Annotated in this window: 21 protein-coding genes; 11 read left to right on the top strand and 10 right to left on the bottom strand. The window is 69.9% G+C overall.

The window, feature by feature from the left end:
- Positions 1-22 precede the first annotated feature (22 nt).
- On the bottom strand, positions 23-856 hold the full coding sequence (locus F4561_RS13755) for a SigB/SigF/SigG family RNA polymerase sigma factor (RefSeq protein WP_184579072.1): 834 nt from the start codon (positions 854-856) through the stop codon (positions 23-25).
- A 545-nt stretch (positions 857-1,401) separates the two neighbouring features.
- Here F4561_RS13755 and F4561_RS13750 point away from each other — a divergent pair.
- Positions 1,402-1,719, top strand: coding sequence for a DUF3040 domain-containing protein (locus F4561_RS13750; RefSeq protein ID WP_184579069.1), 318 nt, complete (start codon positions 1,402-1,404; stop codon positions 1,717-1,719).
- Between the two features lie 11 nt (positions 1,720-1,730).
- On the opposite strand, the gene F4561_RS13745 is transcribed toward F4561_RS13750, so the two are convergent.
- Together F4561_RS13745 and F4561_RS13740 are read right to left on the bottom strand one after the other, a co-directional pair.
- Positions 1,731-2,471: a GAF and ANTAR domain-containing protein gene (locus F4561_RS13745; protein ID WP_184579066.1), complete on the bottom strand. Its 741-nt coding sequence runs from the start codon at positions 2,469-2,471 to the stop codon at positions 1,731-1,733.
- 420 nt (positions 2,472-2,891) lie between these two features.
- Positions 2,892-3,362 (bottom strand): NUDIX domain-containing protein, encoded by a 471-nt coding sequence (locus F4561_RS13740; protein ID WP_184579064.1) that lies wholly within the window; start codon positions 3,360-3,362, stop codon positions 2,892-2,894.
- A gap of 254 nt (positions 3,363-3,616) precedes the next feature.
- Here F4561_RS13740 and F4561_RS13735 point away from each other — a divergent pair, with 254 nt between their 5' ends.
- The 5 genes from F4561_RS13735 to F4561_RS13715 all read left to right on the top strand — a co-directional run bounded on the left by F4561_RS13735 (position 3,617) and on the right by F4561_RS13715 (position 8,250).
- On the top strand, positions 3,617-5,284 hold the full coding sequence (locus F4561_RS13735) for a serine/threonine-protein kinase (RefSeq protein WP_184579061.1): 1,668 nt from the start codon (positions 3,617-3,619) through the stop codon (positions 5,282-5,284).
- 261 nt (positions 5,285-5,545) lie between these two features.
- On the top strand, positions 5,546-6,304 hold the full coding sequence (locus F4561_RS13730; protein WP_184579058.1) for a MerR family transcriptional regulator: 759 nt from the start codon (positions 5,546-5,548) through the stop codon (positions 6,302-6,304).
- A gap of 179 nt (positions 6,305-6,483) precedes the next feature.
- Positions 6,484-6,756 (top strand): hypothetical protein, encoded by a 273-nt coding sequence (locus tag F4561_RS13725; protein ID WP_184579055.1) that lies wholly within the window; start codon positions 6,484-6,486, stop codon positions 6,754-6,756.
- Between the two features lie 97 nt (positions 6,757-6,853).
- Positions 6,854-7,186, top strand: coding sequence for a YnfA family protein (locus F4561_RS13720; protein ID WP_184579052.1), 333 nt, complete (start codon positions 6,854-6,856; stop codon positions 7,184-7,186).
- A gap of 113 nt (positions 7,187-7,299) precedes the next feature.
- Positions 7,300-8,250 (top strand): threonine ammonia-lyase, encoded by a 951-nt coding sequence (locus F4561_RS13715; RefSeq protein WP_184579049.1) that lies wholly within the window; start codon positions 7,300-7,302, stop codon positions 8,248-8,250.
- Between the two features lie 20 nt (positions 8,251-8,270).
- Here the strand turns inward: F4561_RS13715 and F4561_RS13710 are convergent, their stop codons facing one another.
- On the bottom strand, positions 8,271-8,474 hold the full coding sequence (locus F4561_RS13710; RefSeq protein WP_184579046.1) for a hypothetical protein: 204 nt from the start codon (positions 8,472-8,474) through the stop codon (positions 8,271-8,273).
- A gap of 212 nt (positions 8,475-8,686) precedes the next feature.
- Here F4561_RS13710 and F4561_RS13705 point away from each other — a divergent pair, with 212 nt between their 5' ends.
- From F4561_RS13705 to F4561_RS13695, 3 genes are all read left to right on the top strand, one after another.
- Positions 8,687-9,703, top strand: coding sequence for a nitronate monooxygenase (locus F4561_RS13705; protein ID WP_312885249.1), 1,017 nt, complete (start codon positions 8,687-8,689; stop codon positions 9,701-9,703).
- A gap of 54 nt (positions 9,704-9,757) precedes the next feature.
- Entirely contained in the window at positions 9,758-10,174 is a 417-nt protein-coding gene (locus F4561_RS13700) for a TIGR03668 family PPOX class F420-dependent oxidoreductase (protein WP_184579043.1), read from the top strand.
- 241 nt (positions 10,175-10,415) lie between these two features.
- Positions 10,416-12,806, top strand: coding sequence for a lysylphosphatidylglycerol synthase domain-containing protein (locus F4561_RS13695; protein WP_312885248.1), 2,391 nt, complete (start codon positions 10,416-10,418; stop codon positions 12,804-12,806).
- Positions 12,807-12,881: 75 nt separating this feature from the next.
- Here F4561_RS13695 and F4561_RS13690 read toward each other — a convergent pair whose 3' ends face one another.
- From F4561_RS13690 to F4561_RS13680, 3 genes are all read right to left on the bottom strand, one after another.
- Positions 12,882-13,133, bottom strand: coding sequence for a type B 50S ribosomal protein L31 (locus F4561_RS13690; protein WP_184579040.1), 252 nt, complete (start codon positions 13,131-13,133; stop codon positions 12,882-12,884).
- A gap of 405 nt (positions 13,134-13,538) precedes the next feature.
- The gene (locus F4561_RS13685) at positions 13,539-15,023 is read right to left on the bottom strand and encodes an MFS transporter (RefSeq protein WP_184579036.1); all 1,485 of its coding nucleotides are present in this window, start codon (positions 15,021-15,023) and stop codon (positions 13,539-13,541) included.
- A gap of 74 nt (positions 15,024-15,097) precedes the next feature.
- Entirely contained in the window at positions 15,098-15,586 is a 489-nt protein-coding gene (locus F4561_RS13680; protein WP_184579033.1) for a MarR family winged helix-turn-helix transcriptional regulator, read from the bottom strand.
- Between the two features lie 166 nt (positions 15,587-15,752).
- On the opposite strand from F4561_RS13680, the gene F4561_RS13675 reads away from it, so the two are divergent.
- The gene (locus F4561_RS13675) at positions 15,753-16,217 is read left to right on the top strand and encodes a MarR family winged helix-turn-helix transcriptional regulator (RefSeq protein WP_184579030.1); all 465 of its coding nucleotides are present in this window, start codon (positions 15,753-15,755) and stop codon (positions 16,215-16,217) included.
- Positions 16,218-16,257: 40 nt separating this feature from the next.
- Positions 16,258-16,680, top strand: a complete 423-nt coding sequence (locus tag F4561_RS13670; RefSeq protein WP_184579027.1) for an organic hydroperoxide resistance protein — start codon at positions 16,258-16,260, stop codon at positions 16,678-16,680.
- A 91-nt stretch (positions 16,681-16,771) separates the two neighbouring features.
- On the opposite strand, the gene F4561_RS13665 is transcribed toward F4561_RS13670, so the two are convergent.
- From F4561_RS13665 to F4561_RS13655, 3 genes are all read right to left on the bottom strand, one after another.
- The gene (locus F4561_RS13665; protein ID WP_312885245.1) at positions 16,772-17,710 is read right to left on the bottom strand and encodes a DMT family transporter; all 939 of its coding nucleotides are present in this window, start codon (positions 17,708-17,710) and stop codon (positions 16,772-16,774) included.
- A 124-nt stretch (positions 17,711-17,834) separates the two neighbouring features.
- Entirely contained in the window at positions 17,835-18,848 is a 1,014-nt protein-coding gene (locus F4561_RS13660) for a hemolysin family protein (protein ID WP_184579024.1), read from the bottom strand.
- Positions 18,845-20,233, bottom strand: a complete 1,389-nt coding sequence (locus F4561_RS13655; protein WP_184579021.1) for a hemolysin family protein — start codon at positions 20,231-20,233, stop codon at positions 18,845-18,847. Before F4561_RS13655 ends, F4561_RS13660 begins: the two co-directional genes overlap by 4 nt.
- Positions 20,234-20,341 lie beyond the last annotated feature (108 nt).

The following is a 20,341-nucleotide window of genomic DNA, read 5'->3' as shown; positions in this document are numbered from 1 at the left end:
CGGCCCACCCGCTGGTACCACCTCAAACATCCGGGTTGAGCTGCGTGCGCAGGTTGGCCAGTGCCGCCGAGAGCCTGCGGGAAACATGCATCTGGGACAGTCCCACCTGCTCGGCGATCTGCGCCTGGGTCTTGTCACCGGCGAAACGCAGCAGCACGATGCGGCGGTCGCGCGGGGTCAGTGACTCCAGCGCAGGGCGCAGCGCCGTACGGTCGGCGACGGTCTCCAGGAGGTGGTCCTCCTCGCCGAGCGTGTCGCCGAGGGTGGTCTCCTCCTCGTCGGCGCCGTAAGGCACATCGAGCGACAGAGCGCTGTAGGCGCTGGAGGCGTCGATGAGCTCGATGGTGTCGCCGTGCGTCATCTCCAGCATCTCGGCGATCTCGGAGACGGCGGGCGAACGGCCGTGATGCTGCTCGAAGGCGGCCGTGGCCCGGTTGAGCTCGGGACGCTTCTCCTGGTACTTGCGCGGTACGCGGATGGCCCAGGTGCGGTCGCGGAAGTGCCGCTTGACCTCACCGGTCATCATCGGCAGGGCGTAGGAGATGAACTGTTTACCGAAGTCCGGGTTGAAGTCGCGGATGGCCTGGATCAGACCCACCGTCGCGACCTGCCGCAGATCCTCCTCGGGCTCGCCCCTGTGACGGTACTGGCGGGCGATGCGCCGGACCACCGGCGCGTGCAGGTCGACGAGCTCACGATAGACCTCGTCGCGCCTGTAGTGGTCCGCGGCGTCCCGGAGTTCCTTGAAGAGCTCCTTGGTCCTCGTGTAGTAGGCCTCATCCGATCTCCCGTCCCGGGCTGAACTGGGACGGGGGGCGGCCTCTGTCCGGCTGCGAAGCGTGCTCGATGCAGTCATCGGTTGACATCCCTCGCCATATGCGCTTGTGCAGCCGCTCCGAGCCCTGTGGCGGTGGACGGTCCAGGCGCGTGCTCACCCGTGGCGCGTGTCGCTGCGCTCGGGGAGACTTTCCCGTCGCGTCCGCTGCCTCATCCAGCTTCTGGATGGCTGGGCTTGGCTGGCGGTTCGTCAGGCCACGCTGTCGGACCTCATGCACAACAATTTCGACCCTATGCCAAACGAGAGGGGGTTCGCAGTTCATTCTTGGTAAAGATCCAGCTTTTACGGGGTTGAACAGAAACGCCGGGCGGCCCTCTCCGGGGTGCCCCCCATCACGCCGCGGAGAGTATGGCCGCCCGGCTCGGGCGGTACCGGATTGGCACCTCTGTTCCTCCCGGTATTTCCCCACTAACGAATCGGGAAATACATAAACCCGCCAATTGGCGGGGTCTCGCGGTGAATTGGGTCACCCGGGGCCGGTGGCGGCCTCGGTTAGCCGCGATTGGCTCGGGGTAGTGGCCCCCCTCGGCCGTCGAGCAGCAAGGCGGAAGGGAGGGCGTGCCATGGCGACTTCGCGGTACGACAACGAACGCCTGCGCGCGATCGAGGAGCACCTCAGGGACGAGGATCCCGGCTACGTCCGGCGCGTGGAGCGCTCCGCGGCCGACCTCCCGGAGGAGCCGACGTCCCCGGACGACGAACCCGTCCCGCAGTCGACGTTCGTGACAGTGTGCGCCTGGACCATCGGAGCACTCCTACTGCTGCTCCTGGTGGTGTCCCTGGCGGACCCGGCGAACCGGGACTTCGCCGCCACCCCGGAGACCGCCCCCGGCTCCGCCAGTACCGGGGCCGCGGCCGTGTATCTCGTGGACGGCGGGTGACGGGCTCCGCGTCAGCCGCCGGAACCCTCCTGCTCGGCCCTGGTGTTGGCCTGTAGCCGCGTTGGGTCCTCGCCGGTGCGCGCGATCTGCTCGGCCAGCTCCGCGAGCCGCACGTTGAGGTTCTGCGACGCCGACCTGAGGTACTGCCATGCCTGGTCGGCCGTAATGCGGTGCCGCTCCATGAGGATCCCCTGCGCCTGGCCGATCGTCTCGCGGGTCTCCAGGGCGCGGTTCAGGTTCGACAGCCGCCGGGTCGAGGCGAGCGCCGTGGCGGCCTGTGCGGAGAAGATCACCCCGACATCGTGGTCCTGCGGCTCGAAGGCGTGCGCTGTACGGGCGTAGAGGCTCAGCGCGCCCAGGGTCTCCCTGGAGGTGAACAGCCGGAAGGTCAACAGGCTGCCAATGGGCAGTTTTGAGGCCTCCTCGGCGTAGCGCGGCCACTGTCTGCCGTTGGCGACGTCGGGCAGGTAGACGTAGTCGTTGTCCCAGATGGAGTCGAGGGACGGGCCCTCGCGCAACTGGTACTGCAGGGCGTCGCTGGCCCGGGCCGCCTCGTGCGTGCTTACCGGGGTGTGCACCTTGCCGCGGCCCTCGACCACCGAGACACCGGCGTAGTCGCAACCGGGAATCGTCTCGACGGCCAGACCGACGATCCGTTGCAGGGTGTCGTGCACCTCCGGCTCGGCGAACAGGGAACGCATGATGTCGGCGAAGCCGTCGGGGGAGAGGTGCCCGTCATCAGGCTTATACATCTGTACCGCGTCCTTCCGTGAAGGCCGGCCAGACCGAATCCCCCACCTGGAGGGGAGTGCGGCAGGCGGTGGCTCTGGGCTCCCGCGGCCTCGGACCTACCGCACCGAGGCGTTGGGCTGACGTCTCAATACTGCGATGCTCCGGATCGCCGCAGGTGAGTGCGGAGTCCGAGTGAATAGGAGACTATCGCAGCGTCCCGCATACCGGTCAATGCCGGGCACGGCGCGTCGTGTCCGTCTCCTGCCCCTATTTACGGCGATTACGGTCTCGGCGTGGTGCTGGAAAGCGGGTCCTGCCGGAAGGGAACGCGCCCCGGTCGCCATTCAGGCTGCATAGTATTTCGCGGTACTGTTTGGATTTGTTTCCCGTTCGTATTGGTTCCCGCGATTGCCCAGCGCCGAAACGACAGGGGCTGGGGGTCACGATATGTAGATAGCATTGCCCGTCTCGCGGGCACGCAGGGCAGCGGAAAGGCGCGGTGCTATTGGTGGAAACAGGAGCGCGACCGCGCGGTCGGGTGGGACGAACGCGTAGTCGTCCAGCTCCGATTCCTGCAGTGTGATCGTGGCGCCGGGGTCGACAATGCCGCAGTCGAACACAAGGGAGACGAACGGCTTGGTGCGCACGCCCGAGGGCGCGCTCCACTGCACCGCGAGTAGGGTGCCGGCCGTGCGGTCCAGGCCGACCTCCTCGGCCACCTCGCGTTCGCAGGCGAGGTGCGGCGGTTCGCTGTCCTCCACGACCCCGCCGGGGAGCGTCCAGTCGTCCCGGTAGTTCGGGTCGACGATCAGAACGTTGCCGTCCTGGTCGGTGAGCAGGCCTGATGCGGCCAGGTGGGCGGTGGGCAGTGAGGCGAACCACTGTTCTGGAGGAAGGGGTCCTTCTGGCATGACAGCAGGCTAGCTCAGCGAACCGGGTGCTGCCGGACTGCCCGGGAGCTTTCGCACTTTAGAAATCTACGCTGTAAAGGCGCCACTAGAGTGCGCACCAGGGGCCTAGACTATGCGTCTGACTATCAGGGACCACGCGCCCATCCCGCCAATCATCCGGCCCCCACTCCAATGGACCGGTCGGCGCGACTGTGGTTCGTGGTTACGCTCTCAAGGGTTTCGACGCGCACGGCAGCGATTGCGGAGGTTCAGACGTGGGCCCACTGGAGAACGGCGACCCGCAGCGGATCGGCCGGTACCGGCTGATCGGGCGCCTGGGTGCCGGAGGAATGGGTCAGGTGTTCTTCGGACGCTCCGTGGGCGGCCGTGCCGTGGCCATCAAGCGGATCCACCCGCACATGGCCACCGACCCCTCCTTCCGCGAGCGCTTCGCCCGCGAGGTGACGGCGGCCCGCCAGGTCAGCGGTGCCTTCACCGCGCCGGTGCTCGACGCCGACACCGACGCCGAGATGCCGTGGCTGGTGACCTCCTACGTGCCGTCGCTGCCGCTGGACGAGGCGGTCAAGCGCTATGGCCCGTTGCCGGAGCACACCCAGCGTGTGCTGGCGGCCGGGCTCGCCGAGGCGCTCAGCGAGATCCACCGTGTTGGCCTCATCCACCGCGACCTCAAACCGGGCAACGTCCTGCTGGCCGAGGACGGCCCGCGCGTCATCGACTTCGGTATCGCCCGCGCCACCGAGGGAACCGCGGCCACCCAGTCGATCATCGGTACCCCGGGCTTCATGTCTCCCGAGCAGATCCAGGGCGAGCGCATGACGCCCAGCAGCGACATCTTCGCTCTGGGATCGGTGCTGGTCTACGCCGCACGCGGCGTCGGCCCGTTCGGTGAGGGCGCGATGCACACGATGGTCATGCGGGTCATGCAGCACGAGCCGGACATGTCCGCGGTGCCGCCATCACTGCAGCGGCTGGTCGCCGCCTGCCTGACCAAGGACGCCGCCCGCCGCCCGGGCCCGGGTCCCGTGCTCGACGCGCTCGGCGACGTTCCCATCGGCCAGTCCTGGCTGCCCCCGGAACTCATGCGGGGAGTGCAAGAGCAGGTCAACAAGGTAAACAGTGCCCTGAGCAGCGCCCCCGACTCCGACAGCCCCACAACCACCGGAACGGGTTCGGCGCTGGGCGCCGCCGCGGCGGGTGCGGCAGCCGGCTCCATGCTGACCGACGGACAGGCGACCCAGCAGGCTCCCCAGCAGGGCGGCCCGGATCCGACCTCGGTCATGGGCACGCAGGCGGGCACCGGCGCGCAGCAAACCGCCCAGTACGGCCAGGCCGGCGCGGGGGGCGGCCAGCCGCCGCCGACCGCGGCGATGCCGGGCGGCGGGGACGCGTATGGCGACCTGTACCGGGGCTCACCCGAAGACGAGGCCCGGCGCCAACGGGAGCAGCGCCGCCGCGAACACGAACAGCAGCGTTACCAGGAGCAGCAGCGTGAGGAGCAGCGCCGCCGCCAGGAGGCCGAGCGCGCGCACCAGGAACGGCTGCGCGCCGAGCAGCAGGCCGCGAAGCGAGCCCAGGCGCAGGCGCGCCGGGCGGCGCAACCCGGCCTGTGGAGCTTCGTCAAGCTCATCCCGCTGCTGGTGATCCCGCTCATCCAGTTCCCGCTTGGTGTGGCCGCGTCCTATGCCTGGCAGTGGTTCACCGCCACCGAGATGTGGGGCACGCCCTGGTACTACGAGGGCGTCCTGAGCGAGGGCGGGAGTCTGCACGCCCTCTACCTGGGCTACTTCCTGCTGAACAACGTGGTGGCGCTGGAGTACCTGATGCGCTCGGCGCGGACGAGCTTCGTCACCGGCATTGTGCTGGCGCTGATCGTGATCGCCGGTACCAACGGCGCCCTGTTCGCCTTCGGCTTCTTCGGCTAGATCGGTGCCGTGGGTGGCGGGCTGACCCCTCCACCACCGTCGCTGCCCCGTCGCACGCGCAACCACCGCTACCGCACTGCTCACCACCAACCTCAACCATCCGGCTCCTCGCCGCCGTTGTCGGGCCGCACGTATCCCGCGCGCAGGTGCTTGCCTCGCGGTGGTGCGCAACTCGATGCCCAGAGTGCGTTGACGTTGACGCCGCGTCAACCTCTACCGTCGGCACCGCCGATCGAGATGAGGGGAAGGGCGGTCGTCGCAATGCCTGCGGAATGGTCCATCCAGGAGGTCGCGCACCTGGCGGGCACAACGAGCCGGACACTGCGGCACTACGACCATATCGGCCTGCTCCGCCCCAGCAGGGTGGGCAAGGACGGGCACCGCTTCTATGACCAGCACTGCCTCGTGCGGTTGCAGCGCGTCCTGCTGCTGCGCGAACTGGGGCTGGGGCTGGCGGCCATCACCGAGGTACTGGCCGGTGAGCAGGACGCCGCGGCCGCGCTGCGCACCCACCTGGCGCTGCTCGAACGCGAACGCGAGCGCATAGGACGCCAGATCGAGTCGGTACGCACGACCCTGCGCAAGACGGAAGAAGAGGAGCAACTCATGGCCGACGAGATCCTCGACGGGTTCCACCACGAGCAGTACAAGGACGAGATGATCCAACAGTGGGGCCGCGAGGCCTACGAGTCGGGCGCCCAGTGGTGGCGCTCGCTCTCGAAACAGGAACAGGACGGGTTCCAGCGCCAGCAGCGCGAGATCGCCTCCGACTTCGGAGCGGCCCTCACTGCCGGCCGCTCGCCCGACAGTGACGAAGTGCAGGCGATCGCCCAGCGCCAGTACGAGTGGGTGACCCTCGGCTGGCAGGGCAGGAACCCGACCGCGGAGCAGTTCGCGGGCCTCGGCCAGATGTACGTCGACGACCCGCGGTTCACCGCGACCTATGACCGGCACGGTGCGGGAACGGCGGCGTTCGTCCGGGACACGATGCGGGTCTACGCCGAGCGCGAGCTGCGATAGGCGATGGCGGGCGGGTCCGCGGTCCCGCCCGCATCCACGGGCGTGCCGGGAACGCATCGCGCGTTCCCGGCACCCCGCACTCCAGGCCCGCGGAGGGTTGAACCCGGTACCCGGGTACCGGGTTAGCTTTGTACTGGGCCCGGCGAACGGCGTGGGCGGTGAGTACCGGAGGTGCGGCCATGACGTGGATTCCCCAGACCTGCACACTGCCCGCCGGGCAGGTGCCGATGCGCCTGGACGAGTTCGACGCGCTCTTCGTCCGGTGGTTGCGGGAGGTGGCACGGCCCGAACCGCTGCGGCTGCGTCTGGGCTTCGCCGGCGGCCCGGACACGGTCGACGCCGCGCCCGGCGGGCTGGTCGATGTCAGTGTCCTGGTGCCCGCCGGCTACGAGGAGGTGCTCGACGGGGTCGTGCGCCAAGCTGTCGCGGCGGCCGGGCTGGAGAGTCCGTGACCTCCCTGGCATCCTCATGGTGACGCCGCCTGACCGCCGGGACCATGCAAGCTCGTTCGGTCACCTCGGTCGGGCGGTTACCCGATAAGGAGGCACGATGCTTGTCGCGCGTTCCATCGCCCTGTTCGTTCTCGCCGCTCTTGCCGAGATCGGTGGCGCGTGGCTTGTGTGGCAGGGGGTCCGCGAGCACCGCGGCCTGCTGTTCGTTGGCGCGGGGGTGCTCGCCCTTGGGGCGTACGGCTTCATCGCCACCTTCCAGCCCGACCCGCATTTCGGGCGGATCCTGGCCGCCTACGGCGGGGTGTTCGTCGCCGGCTCCCTGGCCTGGGGCATGGTGGTCGACGGGTTCCGGCCCGACCGGTGGGACCTGATCGGCGCGGCCACCTGCCTGGTCGGCGTCGCCATCATGATGTACGCGCCGCGTGCGTGACCTGCCCGCGGCGGAATCGGAGCTCCCGGCCCCGCACGGGGGCCGGCGCCAGAGAGCGAGGGGAGGCCATCCCCGGTCATCGGCGGCGGCGGTACCGGCGGCATACTGCGGGCATGGAGCTGATCTCACTGGCCGACGTCCGCGCCGCCGCCGAGCGGGTGCGTGACCGGGTGCTGCGCACCCCCTTGCTGCCCGGCCCGCGGAGCGATACGCCGCTGTGGCTCAAACCGGAGAACCTGCAACCGGTGGGGGCGTTCAAGATCCGCGGCGCGGTCAACGCACTGGCGTGCCTTGAGCCCGCGGCGCGGCAGGCCGGGGTCGTCACCCACTCCTCCGGCAACCACGGTCAGGCACTCGCCTATGCCGCGCGGGGCGAGGGGATCCACTGCGTCGTGGTGGTTCCCGAAGGGGCATCACGGGTGAAGGCCGCCGCGATGCGCCGGTTCGGTGCCGAGATCGTGCCGGCCGCGCCGGCCGACCGGCAGGCCACTGCCCTGAAGCTGGTCGAGGAGCGAGGGCTGACGCTGGTTCCCCCGTTCGATCACCCGGACATCATCGCCGGACAGGGCACGGTGGGCGCGGAAGTGTGTGCGGATCTGGCCGAACCGGCAACCGTGCTCGTCCCGGTCGGCGGCGGGGGACTGGCTTCGGGGGTGGCGACCGCGGTGCGCGCGCTGAGTCCGCGGACGCGCATAGTCGGAGTCGAGCCGGAGCTGGCCGCTGACGCCGCCGAGAGCCTGGACGCCGACCGGCTGGTCTCCTGGCCGCCGGAGCGGGCGCAGCGCACCATCGCCGACGGCACGCGGGTAGGACTTTCTGAGCTGACCTTCGCCCACCTGCGCGAACGCCTGGACGGGATCGTCACGGTCACCGAGGACGAGATTCGGTCGGCGATGGGGGCGATCGCCCGCGAGAGCCGGATCGTCGCCGAACCCAGTGGGGCGCTCGCGGCGGCGGCGTTCCGCACGGGGCGGGTGCCCGCAGACGGCCCGACCGTGGCGGTGGTCTCCGGCGGCAACGTTGATCCGGCTCTGTTGTCCGAGGTGGTCGCGGACGGTCAGTGAGCTCTCCAGCGCGGGCGGGATCAGGCCGGCTGCCGTTCTCGGGCGTCGCGCTCGGCGGTCTCGGCGGCCGGGGAGACCTCTGCGGTCTCGGCGGGCTGTTCCCGGGCGCGGTCGCGTTCCTCCAAGCGCTCGCTGATGATGTGGGCGAGGCCGCCGGCGGCGAACAGGCCGAAGCCGGCGGCCGTGGTCGCGACCGCGGCCGTGATGGTGGCGGGATCGATCATCGCGAATCGCCTCTCTTGGGATGGGCGCTGACGTGCCGATCAAACGGTATTGAGCGTAATGCCCACTAACCAGAACGCTCATCGTTAGCGCACGTTATCCCTGTTATCTATGCCACGATGCGGCGCCGCGCGGGTACTCGGCAGCCCCGCACCCCGGGCCTGCCAAACTGGCTCCCAACGGCCCCCGCCATCGCCCGCAAGGAGGACCCGCGGTGCCACGCACCCCAGACTTCGACACGCCCATTGTCGCGGCGCCCATGGCCGGCGGCGTGAGTACTCCTGAACTGGTCGCGGCCGTGAACCAGGCCGGCGGGCTGGGCTTTCTCGCGGCGGGATACACCAGTGCCGCCCAGATGGGGGACCTGGTCCGCACGACCCGGGAGCTCACCAGGTACCCGTTCGGCGTCAACGTGTTCGTCCCGGGGCCCGACCGTTTTGATCCGCTTGTCCTCGACTCCTACCGCACCCGGCTGCTGCCCGAGGCCGAGCGCCTGGGCACCGAACCCGGGCGCGCACACTGGAGCGACGACGACTACCAGGCCAAGCTCGCCGCACTCACCGCCGACCCGGTTGGCTACGTGAGCTTCACCTTCAACTGTCCGGCGGCAGCGGACATCGCGGCGCTGCGCGCGGCGGGCACCACGGTCATCGTCACGGTCACCAGCTCCGGCGAGGCGCGTACCGCCGCCGACGCCGGAGCCGACATGCTGTGCGTGCAGGGGGCCGAAGCCGGTGGGCACCAGGGCTCGTTCGACGACACCCAGGAACGGACCACGCCCCTGCTCGAACTGCTGGCCACGGTGCGCGCCGCGGTCGAGGTTCCGTTGCTCGCCGCCGGAGGTATCGCCACCCGCGGCGACGTCCGCGCGGCTGTGGCCGCCGGGGCTGTCGCCGCGCAGGTCGGAACGGCACTCCTGCGCACCCCGGAGAGCGGGGCGAACCGTACGCACAAGGACGCGCTCGCCGACGCCCGCTTCACCAGCACGGCCGTGACGCGCGCGTTCAGCGGCCGGCGCGCCCGCGGCCTGGCCAACCGGTTCCTGCGCGAGCACGGGCCGGCCGCCCCGGCCGCCTACCCCCACGTGCACTACCTGACCGGCCCCATCCGCGCCGCCGCGGCCCGCGCGGCCGACCCCGAGACCCTGCACATGTGGGCCGGAACCGGATTTCGTGCCGCCGCGGCCCGCCCGGCCGGCGACATTGTCGCGGAACTGGCCGCGGGAGAGTAGGCACGCCCGCGCGGGAACGGCCACCGGCGCGGTGCGTGTGGCACCGTCGCACACATGCGCTGGAGCTCAGAGCGAACCCGGGATCGCTTCGCGGCGAGCCGGGTGGCGCGCCTGGCCACCGTCTCCGCGGCGGGCCAGCCCCACCTGGTGCCGGTGACCTTCGCGGTGTACGGGGACACGGTCGCGACCGCCATCGACACCAAACCCAAGAGCACGACGAACCTCAAACGGCTGGCGAACATCACCGAGAACCCTCGGGTGTGCCTGCTGGCCGACGAGTACGACGACGACTGGCAGCGGCTGTGGTGGGCCCGCGCCGACGGCGAGGCGCGCATCGTCCACGAGGGCCCCGAACGCGACGCGGCGCTGCGGTGGCTTACCGGGCGCTACCCCCAATACGGCCAGTCGCCGCCCGATGGCCCGGTGATCCTGGTCGACGTGTACCGCTGGTCGGGCTGGTCCTACCAGTAGGGCCGACAGGGACACTGGCCCGTCCCTCGCCGCACGACCGAGCGGGCTGGGATGCTCCGCAGCGCGCTCGGCATCGGCGCCACAGATCCAATTTAGAAATCTACATCGTAAAGGCGACAGTTTGGTCAAACACCACACTTCCCGGCCTCTGCCCGCTCCGGTCTCTTCGAACCACCTGTTCCCCGGGAACACGTGCCGGGGCCTGACACGGTCCTGACACGGCATACGGCAGGCTGGAAACGTGCAACAAGGAGGACCCAAACCCGCGAACAGCGCGGCGGCGCTGGAGGAGATCCGCCCGGCGGCCCGACGACCGCTGGACCTGCTGATCGCCATCGGAAGTGCACTGTTGGTGGCCGTGGTGCTACTTCTTGTGTGGATCGTCACCGACACTGACGCCGCCGAAACCACCGACCCGGACGAGCTCCGCGCGCTGGTGCCCCCCTCACTGCTCGGACTGCTCGTCGGGATCGCTAACCTCACGGTGATCGTTCTGGTCAGCATCACCGCCCTGGAGGTCCTCATCCGCCGCGAGTTCCGCCAGGTCGTGCGCGGACTCGTCGCGGGCGCTCTGGGGTACGGGCTGACCGGGGCGGTCAACGCGGCCGTGCTCGCGGCCTCGGCGCCCGCGGGCCCGCCCGAGGTGCTGGCGGGCGCCGGCTCCGGTGGGGTGTTCACCGCGCTGTTGCACGGCTACCTGGCGGCCGCCATCGGCTACGTACGCGCCATGCCGTTGGGACACCTCCCGCGGGTGCGGGTGGTCATGTGGTCGGGGATCGCCATCACCGCGGCCTCGGTGCTGCTGGCGGGGGTGACGACCTCGCTCGCGCTGGTACTGACCGTGCTGGTGGGCTGGACGTGCGCCTCTGTGGCCCGCTATGTGGTCGGCCTGTCGATGCCGGTCCCGGCCACCGACCGCCTCATTCGGGAGCTGCGCCGTTTCGACCTGGAGCCGCTGAACCTGACCTCCCAGGGCAGCGACGCCGACGGCAACCAGCGGTTCGTCGCCGACACGGTCGACCAGCGCCTCGATATCGTGCTCCTGCGCGCCGATGACACCGCGGGCGTGTGGAAGCGCCTGATGGGGGTGCTGCTACTGCGCACCCCGGTTGCCCCGCCGATCCAGTTCGGGCTGCACCGCAGGGTCGAGCACACCGCCCTGATGCACTTCGCCGCGCGCGCGGCGGGCGCGGCGGTGCCCGGGATCCTGGCCGTCACCGAGCTCGGCGCCGGAACGGTCGCCCTGGTGCGCGAGCACGTCCGGGTACGCAGGCTCAGCGACCTGGACGCGGAGGAGCTCACCAGCGGGCTGCTGGACCGCGCGTGGGGCGATCTCGACCGGCTGCACCGCCACCGCATTGTGCATGGCAACCTCACCGGCGCGACGGTTGGCATCCGGCTGGACGGCCGGGTCGCCTTTACGGACCTGTCGAACGGCAGTATCGCCGCGGCGCCCCTGCGGGCGTCGCTGGATGTCGCCGCGCTGCTGACGGCGCTGGCTGTGCGCGTGGGGGAGGAGCGCGCGGTGCGCTCGGCGGTGCGGGCGCTGGGTGTGGAGGCGGTGGCCGGTGCGCTGCCGTTCCTGCAGCCGGCCGGGATGCCGCAGGCGCTGCGTGCCGAGTTGCGGGAACACCCTGAGCTGCTGGGCGCTGTCCGCGGGCGGATCACCGCCGTCGCGCCGGAGGCGCCGGCCCGCCCGGCGAAGCTGGAACGCATGCAGCCGCGGACCGTGGTCAGTGCCGCCGCCGCCACCGTGGTCGGCATCGTGCTGGCGTACCAGCTTGTCGACGTCGACTTCTCCACGGTCCGGGAGGCGGACCTGGGATGGGCGACGGCGTCCCTGGTGGTGTCGGTGCTGTGCATGCCGGCCGCGGCGATGGCGCTCATGGGGTTCGTGCCCATCAGGCTGCCGTTCTGGCCGACGGTGCTGGCGCAGTTCGCGGTGTCCTTCGTTCGCATCGCGGCGCCGGCGGGCGTGGGCATGGTGGCCCTCAACACGCGCTATGTGACGAAGATGGGTGCCTCGGGTGGACTCGCGTTGTCCGCGGTCGGGTTGTCCCAGGCTGTCGGGTTGCTCATGCATGTACCGATGATGCTGGTCTTCGCCTATCTCACGGGCTCGGCCCACTTCGCGGACTTCTCCCCGCCGCTGACCCTGCTCGTGGTGAGCGCGGTGCTCTCCGTGGCGGTCGCTGCGGTCCTGCTGCTTCCCGCGCTGCGCCGGGCCGTGCTGGACCGGCTGCGTCCCTACTTCCGGGGGGTGCTGCCGCAGTTCCTGGACTTGTTGCAGAACCCGCGCCGACTGGCGATGGGGTTCGGTGGCACGATCCTGCTCACCGCCGGGTTCATTCTCTGCTTGCAGTTCTCGGTGCTCGCGTTTGGCGGGTCGGCGAGCCTGGCGGCGGTGGCGGTGGTGTTCCTCGCGGGCAACGCCCTGGGGTCGGCAGCGCCCACCCCGGGCGGGTTGGGCGCGGTGGAGGCGGCGCTGCTCGGTGGTCTGACCGCCGTCGCGGGACTTCCGGCCGCGATCGCGTTGCCGGCTGTGCTGCTGTTCCGGGTGCTCACCTTCTGGTTCCCCGCGCTGCCGGGTTGGGGGGCGTTCCATTACCTGCAGCGGCGCGCGGCCATCTGAGGGGCGGACAGGCATGCCGGCGGCTGGAGAGGCACCGGGGGAGGGGCCCGGTGCCTCACCAGCCGCCGGGGCGGGTCAGCGCCGGCGCCGGCCGTACCGCTGCTCGAAGCGCTCCACTCGTCCGGCGGTGTCGATGACTCGGCCCTTGCCGGTGTAGAACGGGTGACTCGCACTGGAGATATCGACATCGATGAGCGGGTAGGTGTTGCCGTCCTCCCACTCGATCGTGCGGTCGCTGGTCGCGGTCGAGCGGGTGAGGAAGGTGAAGTCGCCCGCGCGGTCGCGGAACACCACTGGGCGGTACTCGGGATGGATACCGGGTTTCATGGGAGTGGCCTCCTCAACGAAAAGTCGTAGCGCACGATAGTCGCCGTCTCCGGCTTGCCGAGAGGACGGTGCGCCGGCTGGACACGCTCCAGTATAAGCGATCGATAACCGTTTCCATTCCAAAATCTCGGCATTTCGCGGCCGGTTGTGCAGCGGGTCCTGTATCGCCAATTAAAAATCTACGATGTAAAGGCCGCTGTATTGTGGTTTCCACACAATCAACCACAATACAGCCTCACCGACAATCAACCCGACCCCATCCCCCCGTGTCCAGTGCTGTCCCATACAACCGGGACAGCACTGGACAGGACCACCGCCCGCTGCCTGACCACCATGGTGGTCAGGGCTGGGACGCGGCTCCGCGGCCCGGAGCGGGTTCCTCGGTGGTGGTCGCGTTCGCCGGGGTCACCGCTCTGTTGTCTCGCTGGCCGTGGTCTGCGTGGCGGATTCCCGTTCCCGAGGGCTGGGGCCAGGGGTGGGGGTGGGGCGGCGCAGCACGGTCAGGGCGATGGTCAGGGCGGTGGCCAGTAGAGCGGCGCCGATGCCGAAGGCCAGGTGGTAGCCACCGGTCAGCGCCTCGGCCTGATTCGCGCCGGCCGCGAGCATCTCGTCGGTGCGCGACGCCGCCAGCGTGGAGAGCACCGCCACGCCCATGGCCATGCCGACCTGTTGGGTGGTGTTGAACAGTCCGGAGGCCAGGCCGGCGTCGTCGTCGGTGGCGCCGGACATGGCAAGAGCGGTCAGCGCTGGCAAGGCCAGCCCGAAGCCCCCGGCGAGCAGCATCACCGGGAGCAGGTCGGTGAGGTAGTCGGCGTGCACGGGCAGGCGGGCGAGCAGGCAAAGCAGTCCGACCAGCAGCGCCAAGCCCGTCAGCAGGACGACGCGCTCGCCGAAACGCCCGATGAGCCGGGCGGAGACTCCCAGCGACATCGCGCCGATGATGATTGCCGAGGGCAGCATCGCCAGCCCGGTCGTGGCGGCGCCGTAGTCGAGCACCCTCTGCATGTAGAGGGCGATGAAGACCTGGAAGGAGAACAGCGCGGCCACCATCAGGATCTGGATCAGGTTGGCTCCCACGACGGCGCGCGAACGCAGGATCCGCGGTGGCATGAGCGGGGTCCTGGCCTTGGCCTGGCGGAGGGCGAATCCGGCGAGCAGTACGGCGGCGAGGGCGCCCAGGCCGAGGGTGGGGCCCGAGGCCCAGCCGTGCTCTTCGGCTCTGACCGCCGTGGTGACCCCCAGCATCAGCCCGGCGGTGACCAGGAGGGCGCCCAGGATGTCGGCGCCGGCGGCCAGGCCGAGCCCGCGGTCGGTGGGCAGCACGGGTACTGCGATGGCCAGTGCGGCCAGGCCGATGGGCAGGTTGATGAGGAAGATCCAGTTCCAGGAGAGGTATTCGGTGAGGACTCCGCCGAGTACCTGGCCGATCGATGCGCCGGCGGCACCGGTGAAGCTGAATATGGCGATGGCTTTGGCTCGCTGTGCGGGCTCGGTGAACAGTGTCACGAGGATGCCCAGGCTGACGGCGGAGGCCAGGGCGCCGCCGGCGCCCTGGAGGAAGCGGGCGGCGATGAGCGCGAAGGGGCTGGTGGCGGCGCCCGCCAGGAGCGAGGCGAGGGTGAACACGCCGGTTCCGGCCAGGAACACGCGCTTGCGGCCGATGAGGTCGCCCAGGCGTCCGGAGAGCAGGAGCAGGCTGCCGAACGCGATGAGGTAGGCGTTGACGACCCAGCTCAGGCTGGCGGGGGAGAATCCCAGGTCGTCTTGGATGGTTGGCAGCGCCACGGTGACGATGCTGCCGTCGAGGATGTTCATCAGGGTCCCCGTGGTGATCACACCGAGGGCGAGCCAGCGTGACGGGGGCGCTGTGGGGGTGGTTGCGGCGGGCATAGGTCTCTTCCTGTTGGGGAGGCAACAGAAAAGACCGTAGTGGATAGTTTTGTTATAGACAATCTTTGTTGGGTCTATTTTTCGTGCTGGCGTGCCCGCCTCACCGGTTGCGGGCTCTGCGCGGGGGTGGCCAGATGCCCCTCGACCAGGCGCCTGAAGGCGCGCAGGAACACCTCGCGCTCATCGTCGGGAAGCGCCGCGAACGCCTGGGCGTGCACCCGGTCGACGATCCGCTGGCTCTGTTCGGCGGCCCGCGCGCCTTCCTCGGTGACCGCGATGATCCGCGCCCGCCGGTCCCTGCTGGACGGGCGGCGCTCGACCAGTCCCGCCTTCTCCAGGGAGTCGACCGTCACCACCATCGTGGTCTTGTCCATGTCGCCGATCTCGGCGAGCTGGATCTGGGTGCGTTCCTCCTCCAGAGCGTGCACCAGAACGCAGTGCATGCGGGCGGTGAGTCCGATCTCGGCGAGTGCCGCGGCCATCTGGGTCCGCAGGACGTGGCCGGCGTGGTCCAGCAGGAACGAGAGGTCCGGCTCAGTGCTGGTGGGAGCCATGGCGGTCATGCCCGTGAGCATAACAATCCCGATCCGCGGCAGATTGTCCAGCGCGAGACATTGTGCTCGGGTCTGGCTGTCGTCTGGCGGGCGCCATCAGGGATGTCCTGGGCTACTCCGATCAGTTGTGCACAACTCGATTCTGCTATTGTCGATGTGGGGGTGAGTCGACACCATGACCACGCACCAGGGGGAAAATCCGCTCTCTCTCGACAGCCAGCTCTGCTTCGCCATCTACGCCGCGTCCCGGGCCGTCTCCGGGCTCTACCGTGAGCTACTCGCCGACTTGGGGCTCACTTACCCGCAGTACCTGGTGATGCTGGTGCTGTGGGAGCGCGACTCCATTCCGGTCAAGGATCTGGGGGCGGCGCTGCGGCTCGACTCGGGCACGTTGTCGCCGCTGCTGCGCAGGATGGCCCAGCGCGGGCTGCTCCGGCGGACCCGCAGTGCCGGGGATGAGCGGGTGGTGCTGGTCGCCCTGACCGAGGACGGCGCGGCGTTGCGCGAGCGCGCGCTGGACATTCCCGCGCGCGTGCTGTGTGGTACCGGGATTCCCCGGGACAAGGCGGCGGAGCTGCGCGGCCTGCTCGACCAGATCACCGAGTCGGCCGGGAGCGCTGGACCCCATCCGGCGCGGTGAGGCCCCCATGTCCGCGAACGTTAATCGTAGGGAGAGAGTCATGAACGTGCTGTACACCGCGAAGGCCAGTGTCAGCGGCGAGGGCCGCAAGGGGTACGGCCGCACCGATGACGACCGGCTCAACGTCGAGCTGTCCGTTCCCAAGGGCGTGGGCGGCGACGACGGGCCGGGCACCAACCCCGAGCAGTTGTTCGCCGTGGGTTACGGCGCCTGCTTCCACGGTGCGCTGAAGAAGGTGGCGCGCGAGTCGAAGGCCAGTGTCGAGGGTTCCACGATCGACACGCGGGTGAGCCTGGGCTCCGGCGAGAGTGGCCTGAACATCGCCGTGGAGATGGATGTCACCATCCCGGGTGTGGAGCAGGCCGAGGCTGAGCGGCTTGTGGCGGCCGCGCACGAAGTGTGCCCCTACTCCAACGCCACAAGGGGAAACATCGATGTGACGCTGAACGCGCGCACCGCCTGATCCGCTGTGCTGGGGCCGGTCGGGGGAGTGTTCCCCCGGCCGGCCCTGCTGTGTGTGGCGGGTCTGTTGGCGGTGGTGGTGTGCGGCCTGGTTAGCTCGTGGTGGCTGCGCCGGCGCGGATGGGTGGGGCGGCCACCCCTGTTGGCCGGGTGCGTGAACGGCTCAGCGCCATCGCTGTGACCGAGGCCAGTACGAGTGCCGCGCCGGCCCATTGGCTCCAGGTCAGCGACGCCCCGAGGATGGTGACCCCGACGACGGCCGATACCAGCGGGAACGCGAGTTCGGCGAGGGTGGCCCGGCTCGCTGCGGTGCGCGCCAGGCCCCAGTAGTACAGGGCGAGGGCGGCGAGGCCGGGGATGAGGGCAAGCGCCAGGAGCAGGGGGAGCTGGGCGGGGGAGACGGCCAGTGGGGACCCCGTGGCCACGGTGATGACCAGGGCTACTGGCAGCGCGATGCTGAAGCGGAGGGTGGTGACGTGGGTGGCGGCCAGCCGTGCGCCGGCGAGCCGGCCGAACACGGTGCCGGCTGCCCACAGTGCGGCGGCGCCGACGGCGAGCGCGGCGGCTGTGGCGCTGTGTATGCCCACGTTCAGCGGGTCCGGGAAGGCGAGGATCCAGGCGCCGGCCAGGGCGGGCAGCGCGAACCAGGCGAAGCGCGGGGTGAGGCGTTCGCCGAGCAGGATGACGGCGAGCAGGACCGCAAGGACGGGTTGCAGTTTCTGCAGTACCTGCGGGGTGATGGGGTCGCCGGTGGCGAAGGCCATGGTGAACAGGGTGGTGGCGAGCGCGGAGGAGCCGCCTCCGACCACGATCATGGCGGTGATGGTGCCGCGGCCGGAGCGGGCGAGTGCCGTGAACGCGGGGATGATCCAGGGGATCAGCAGGAGCGCGATTATGGCGTGTTCGTAGAGCACGATGGTGGGGGCGGGGAGTTCCTGGGCCAGGGGGTCGCGCATGAGGGCCGAGGTTCCCCACAGCCCGGCGGCGAGGGCGACCGCCCACATCCGGTCGGCGGGGCGGGGGCTAGCCACGGTGGGGGCTGGTGGTGCTCGGGGTGCTGGTGTTCACGGCTGTCTCAACGATGGCGGGCCGGGTGGGATTCCCGCCTGGCCCGTGCTTGGCGCGTGGTTTCGGGGTGCCGAGCACGGGCGCGGGTCAGGCGGCGGGTTCGACCAGCAGCAACCGGTCGAGCATGTCCTGCAGTGTGACCAGGCCCACCAGGCCGTGTTCGTTCTCGACCAGTGCCAGGTGGGTGCGGCTCTCGCGCATGGTGCTCAGGGCGGCGTAGATGGGGGTTTCCACGTGCAGGGTGAGGACCGGCCGCATGAGGTCGGCGGCGGTGGTCTCGGGGGTGTTGGTCAGGGCGTCGCGTACGTGTACGACGCCGGTGGGCCTGCGGTGCTCGCGGACCACGAGGCGCAGGTGGCCTGACTCGCGGGAGACGTGTTTGATGGTCTCGACGGAGTCGGTGGGGGAGACGCCGGCGAGTTCCTCCTTGGGGGTGAAGATCTCGCGCAGGGGGCGGGAGTTGACCTCAAGGGCGGTGGCGAGTTGGTCGCGGCGGTCCTCGTCGAGCGCGCCGGCTTTGGCGGAGTGGTCGACGAGTTCGCGTAGGTCTTCGGGGCCGTGTCCGGTGGCCACCTCGTCGACGGCGGACACGCCCACGCGGTGCAGGCACCAGTTGGCCATGCCGTTGAGGAGCACCAGGGCGGGGCGGGTCCACCACATGAAGAACCGCATGGGCAGTGCTAGCAGGGTGGCGGATTTCTCCGGGTGGGAGATCGCCCAGGACTTGGGGGCCATCTCGCCGACGACCAGGTGCAGGAAGGTGACCAGGATCAGGGCGAGGACGAAGGAGACGACGGCGGAGACGGGGCCGGGCAGCCACTCGCTGAAGAGGGGTTCCAGTAGGTGGTGCACGGCTGGTTTGGTGATGGCGCCCAGGGCCAGGGTGCACAGGGTGATGCCCAGTTGGGATCCGGCGAGCAGCAGGGACAGGTCGCGGGCGCTCTTGAGGGCGGCCCGTGCCGATGTGCTGGTCTCGGCGGCCTCTTCCAGCCGGTAGCGGCGCGCGGCCACCAGCGCGAACTCGATGGCGACGAAGAACGCGCTGAGGATGATGATGCCCGCGGAAATGGCGAGCGCGAGCAGCGGGTTGAGGTCGCTCACGCGTTGACCTCCGGGCGTTGCGGCGAGGCGGGTTCGGCAGGGGATTCGCGGAGTTCGAGCCGCACGGTCTCGGGGACGTGCCGGTCGACGCTTTGCACGCTGAGCTGGACGAACCGGTCGGGTTCGGTGTCGTCGGCGCCTGGTGGGCGGGGGAGTGCGGCGCTGATGGTGTCGCCGGGTTCGGGCAGGCGCCGCAGTTCGTTGATGACGAGTCCGCCGATGGTTTCGTAGTCGCCTTCGGGGAGGTCGTGGCCGATGAGGCGTTCGACCTCGTCGACGTGCAGGGCGCCGGGCAGCAGCCAGCTTCCGTCGTCGACGGCGCGGGGGTGTTGTTCGGCGGGGTCGTGTTCGTCGGCGATTTCGCCGACGAGTTCCTCGGCGATGTCCTCGGTGGTGATGACGCCGGCCAGGCCGCCGTACTCGTCGACGACGCAGGCGAACTCGTTGTCGGCCTCGCGGAGGTGGTCGAGTACGCCGGGCAGGGGTAGTGAGGCCGGGACCATGACCGCGGACTGGGCGATCTCGGAGACGTCGACGGTGTTGAGGTCGCGGTCGTGCAGTGCGAGGACGTCGCGTAGGCAGATGACGCCGATGATGTCGTCGACGCCGTGGCCGAGGACGGGGAAGCGGGAGTGTCCGTCGGCCATGAGTTCGACGACCCGGCTGACGGGGGCGCCGATTTCGACGGTGCTGACCTGGGGGCGGGGGATCATGGCGTGGCCGGCGGTGCGGTCGTGGAAGTCGAGGGTGCGGTCGAGCAGGGTGGACAGTTCGGCGGGTAGGTCGCCGCTTTCGCGGGATTCCTCGACGATGTGTTCGAGGTCGCGTGGGGTGGCGGCGTGTTGGACGTCCTCGACGGGTTCGATGCGTACGGCCTTGAGGAGCAGGTTGGCTGCTTGGTCGAACAGCACGATGAGCCACCCGAACAGCCGCAGGTAGACGTGGGTGGACAGGGCGAGTGCGGTGGCGACCGGTTCGGGGCGGGCGATGGCGAGGTTCTTGGGGAAGAGCTCGCCGAAGACCATCTGCACGACGGTGCTGAACAGCAGTGCGATCACGGCGCCGGCGGCCAGGCCCAGGCCGGTGGGGACGCCGATGCCGCTGAGGAGATCACCGAGTCCTTGGCCGATCAGGGGGTCGGCGACGTAGCCGACGAGGAGGCCGGTGACGGTGATGCCGAGTTGTGCTCCGGAGAGCATGAAGGAGGTGCGGCCGGTGACCTTGAGGGCACGGTGTGCTCCGGCGTCGCCTGATGCGGCGCGGGCTTTGAGGCGGGAGCGGTCGACCGCCATGTAGCCGAACTCTTGGGCGACGAAGTAGCCGGTGGCGGCGGTGATCGCGAGTACGACCAGTACTCCGAGGAGGATGTTGCCGATGATGCTCATTTCGCACGCACCGCCTCGGAGTGGTTACCGGCGCGCGCGCCTCCTGGTGAGGGAGGTTCGTCAGGATCGGGGGTACAGCGTCCGCTGGGGACGCTGCTGATACTTCGG

It is taken from the genome of Lipingzhangella halophila, assembly GCF_014203805.1.
GTDB classification, from domain to species: Bacteria; Actinomycetota; Actinomycetes; order Streptosporangiales; family Streptosporangiaceae; genus Lipingzhangella; species Lipingzhangella halophila.
The sequence above is the reverse complement of the archived record's forward strand: the minus strand, read 5'-3'. Positions and strand labels throughout refer to the sequence as shown.

Excerpts from the sequence above, each read along its gene's own strand:
- F4561_RS13700 (WP_184579043.1), top strand. The coding sequence starts at position 9,758 with ATGCGCTGGAGCTCAGAGCGAACCCGGGATCGCTTCGCGGCGAGCCGG.
- F4561_RS13755 (WP_184579072.1), bottom strand. The coding sequence starts at position 856 with ATGACTGCATCGAGCACGCTTCGCAGCCGGACAGAGGCCGCCCCCCGT.
- F4561_RS13690 (WP_184579040.1), bottom strand. The coding sequence starts at position 13,133 with ATGAAACCCGGTATCCATCCCGAGTACCGCCCAGTGGTGTTCCGCGAC.
- F4561_RS13745 (WP_184579066.1), bottom strand. The coding sequence starts at position 2,471 with ATGTATAAGCCTGATGACGGGCACCTCTCCCCCGACGGCTTCGCCGAC.
- F4561_RS13730 (WP_184579058.1), top strand. The coding sequence starts at position 5,546 with ATGCCTGCGGAATGGTCCATCCAGGAGGTCGCGCACCTGGCGGGCACA.
- F4561_RS13720 (WP_184579052.1), top strand. The coding sequence starts at position 6,854 with ATGCTTGTCGCGCGTTCCATCGCCCTGTTCGTTCTCGCCGCTCTTGCC.
- F4561_RS13685 (WP_184579036.1), bottom strand. The coding sequence starts at position 15,023 with ATGCCCGCCGCAACCACCCCCACAGCGCCCCCGTCACGCTGGCTCGCC.
- F4561_RS13655 (WP_184579021.1), bottom strand. The coding sequence starts at position 20,233 with ATGAGCATCATCGGCAACATCCTCCTCGGAGTACTGGTCGTACTCGCG.
- F4561_RS13725 (WP_184579055.1), top strand. The coding sequence starts at position 6,484 with ATGACGTGGATTCCCCAGACCTGCACACTGCCCGCCGGGCAGGTGCCG.
- F4561_RS13740 (WP_184579064.1), bottom strand. The coding sequence starts at position 3,362 with ATGCCAGAAGGACCCCTTCCTCCAGAACAGTGGTTCGCCTCACTGCCC.
- F4561_RS13715 (WP_184579049.1), top strand. The coding sequence starts at position 7,300 with ATGGAGCTGATCTCACTGGCCGACGTCCGCGCCGCCGCCGAGCGGGTG.
- F4561_RS13675 (WP_184579030.1), top strand. The coding sequence starts at position 15,753 with ATGACCACGCACCAGGGGGAAAATCCGCTCTCTCTCGACAGCCAGCTC.
- F4561_RS13670 (WP_184579027.1), top strand. The coding sequence starts at position 16,258 with ATGAACGTGCTGTACACCGCGAAGGCCAGTGTCAGCGGCGAGGGCCGC.
- F4561_RS13710 (WP_184579046.1), bottom strand. The coding sequence starts at position 8,474 with ATGATCGATCCCGCCACCATCACGGCCGCGGTCGCGACCACGGCCGCC.
- F4561_RS13750 (WP_184579069.1), top strand. The coding sequence starts at position 1,402 with ATGGCGACTTCGCGGTACGACAACGAACGCCTGCGCGCGATCGAGGAG.
- F4561_RS13680 (WP_184579033.1), bottom strand. The coding sequence starts at position 15,586 with ATGACCGCCATGGCTCCCACCAGCACTGAGCCGGACCTCTCGTTCCTG.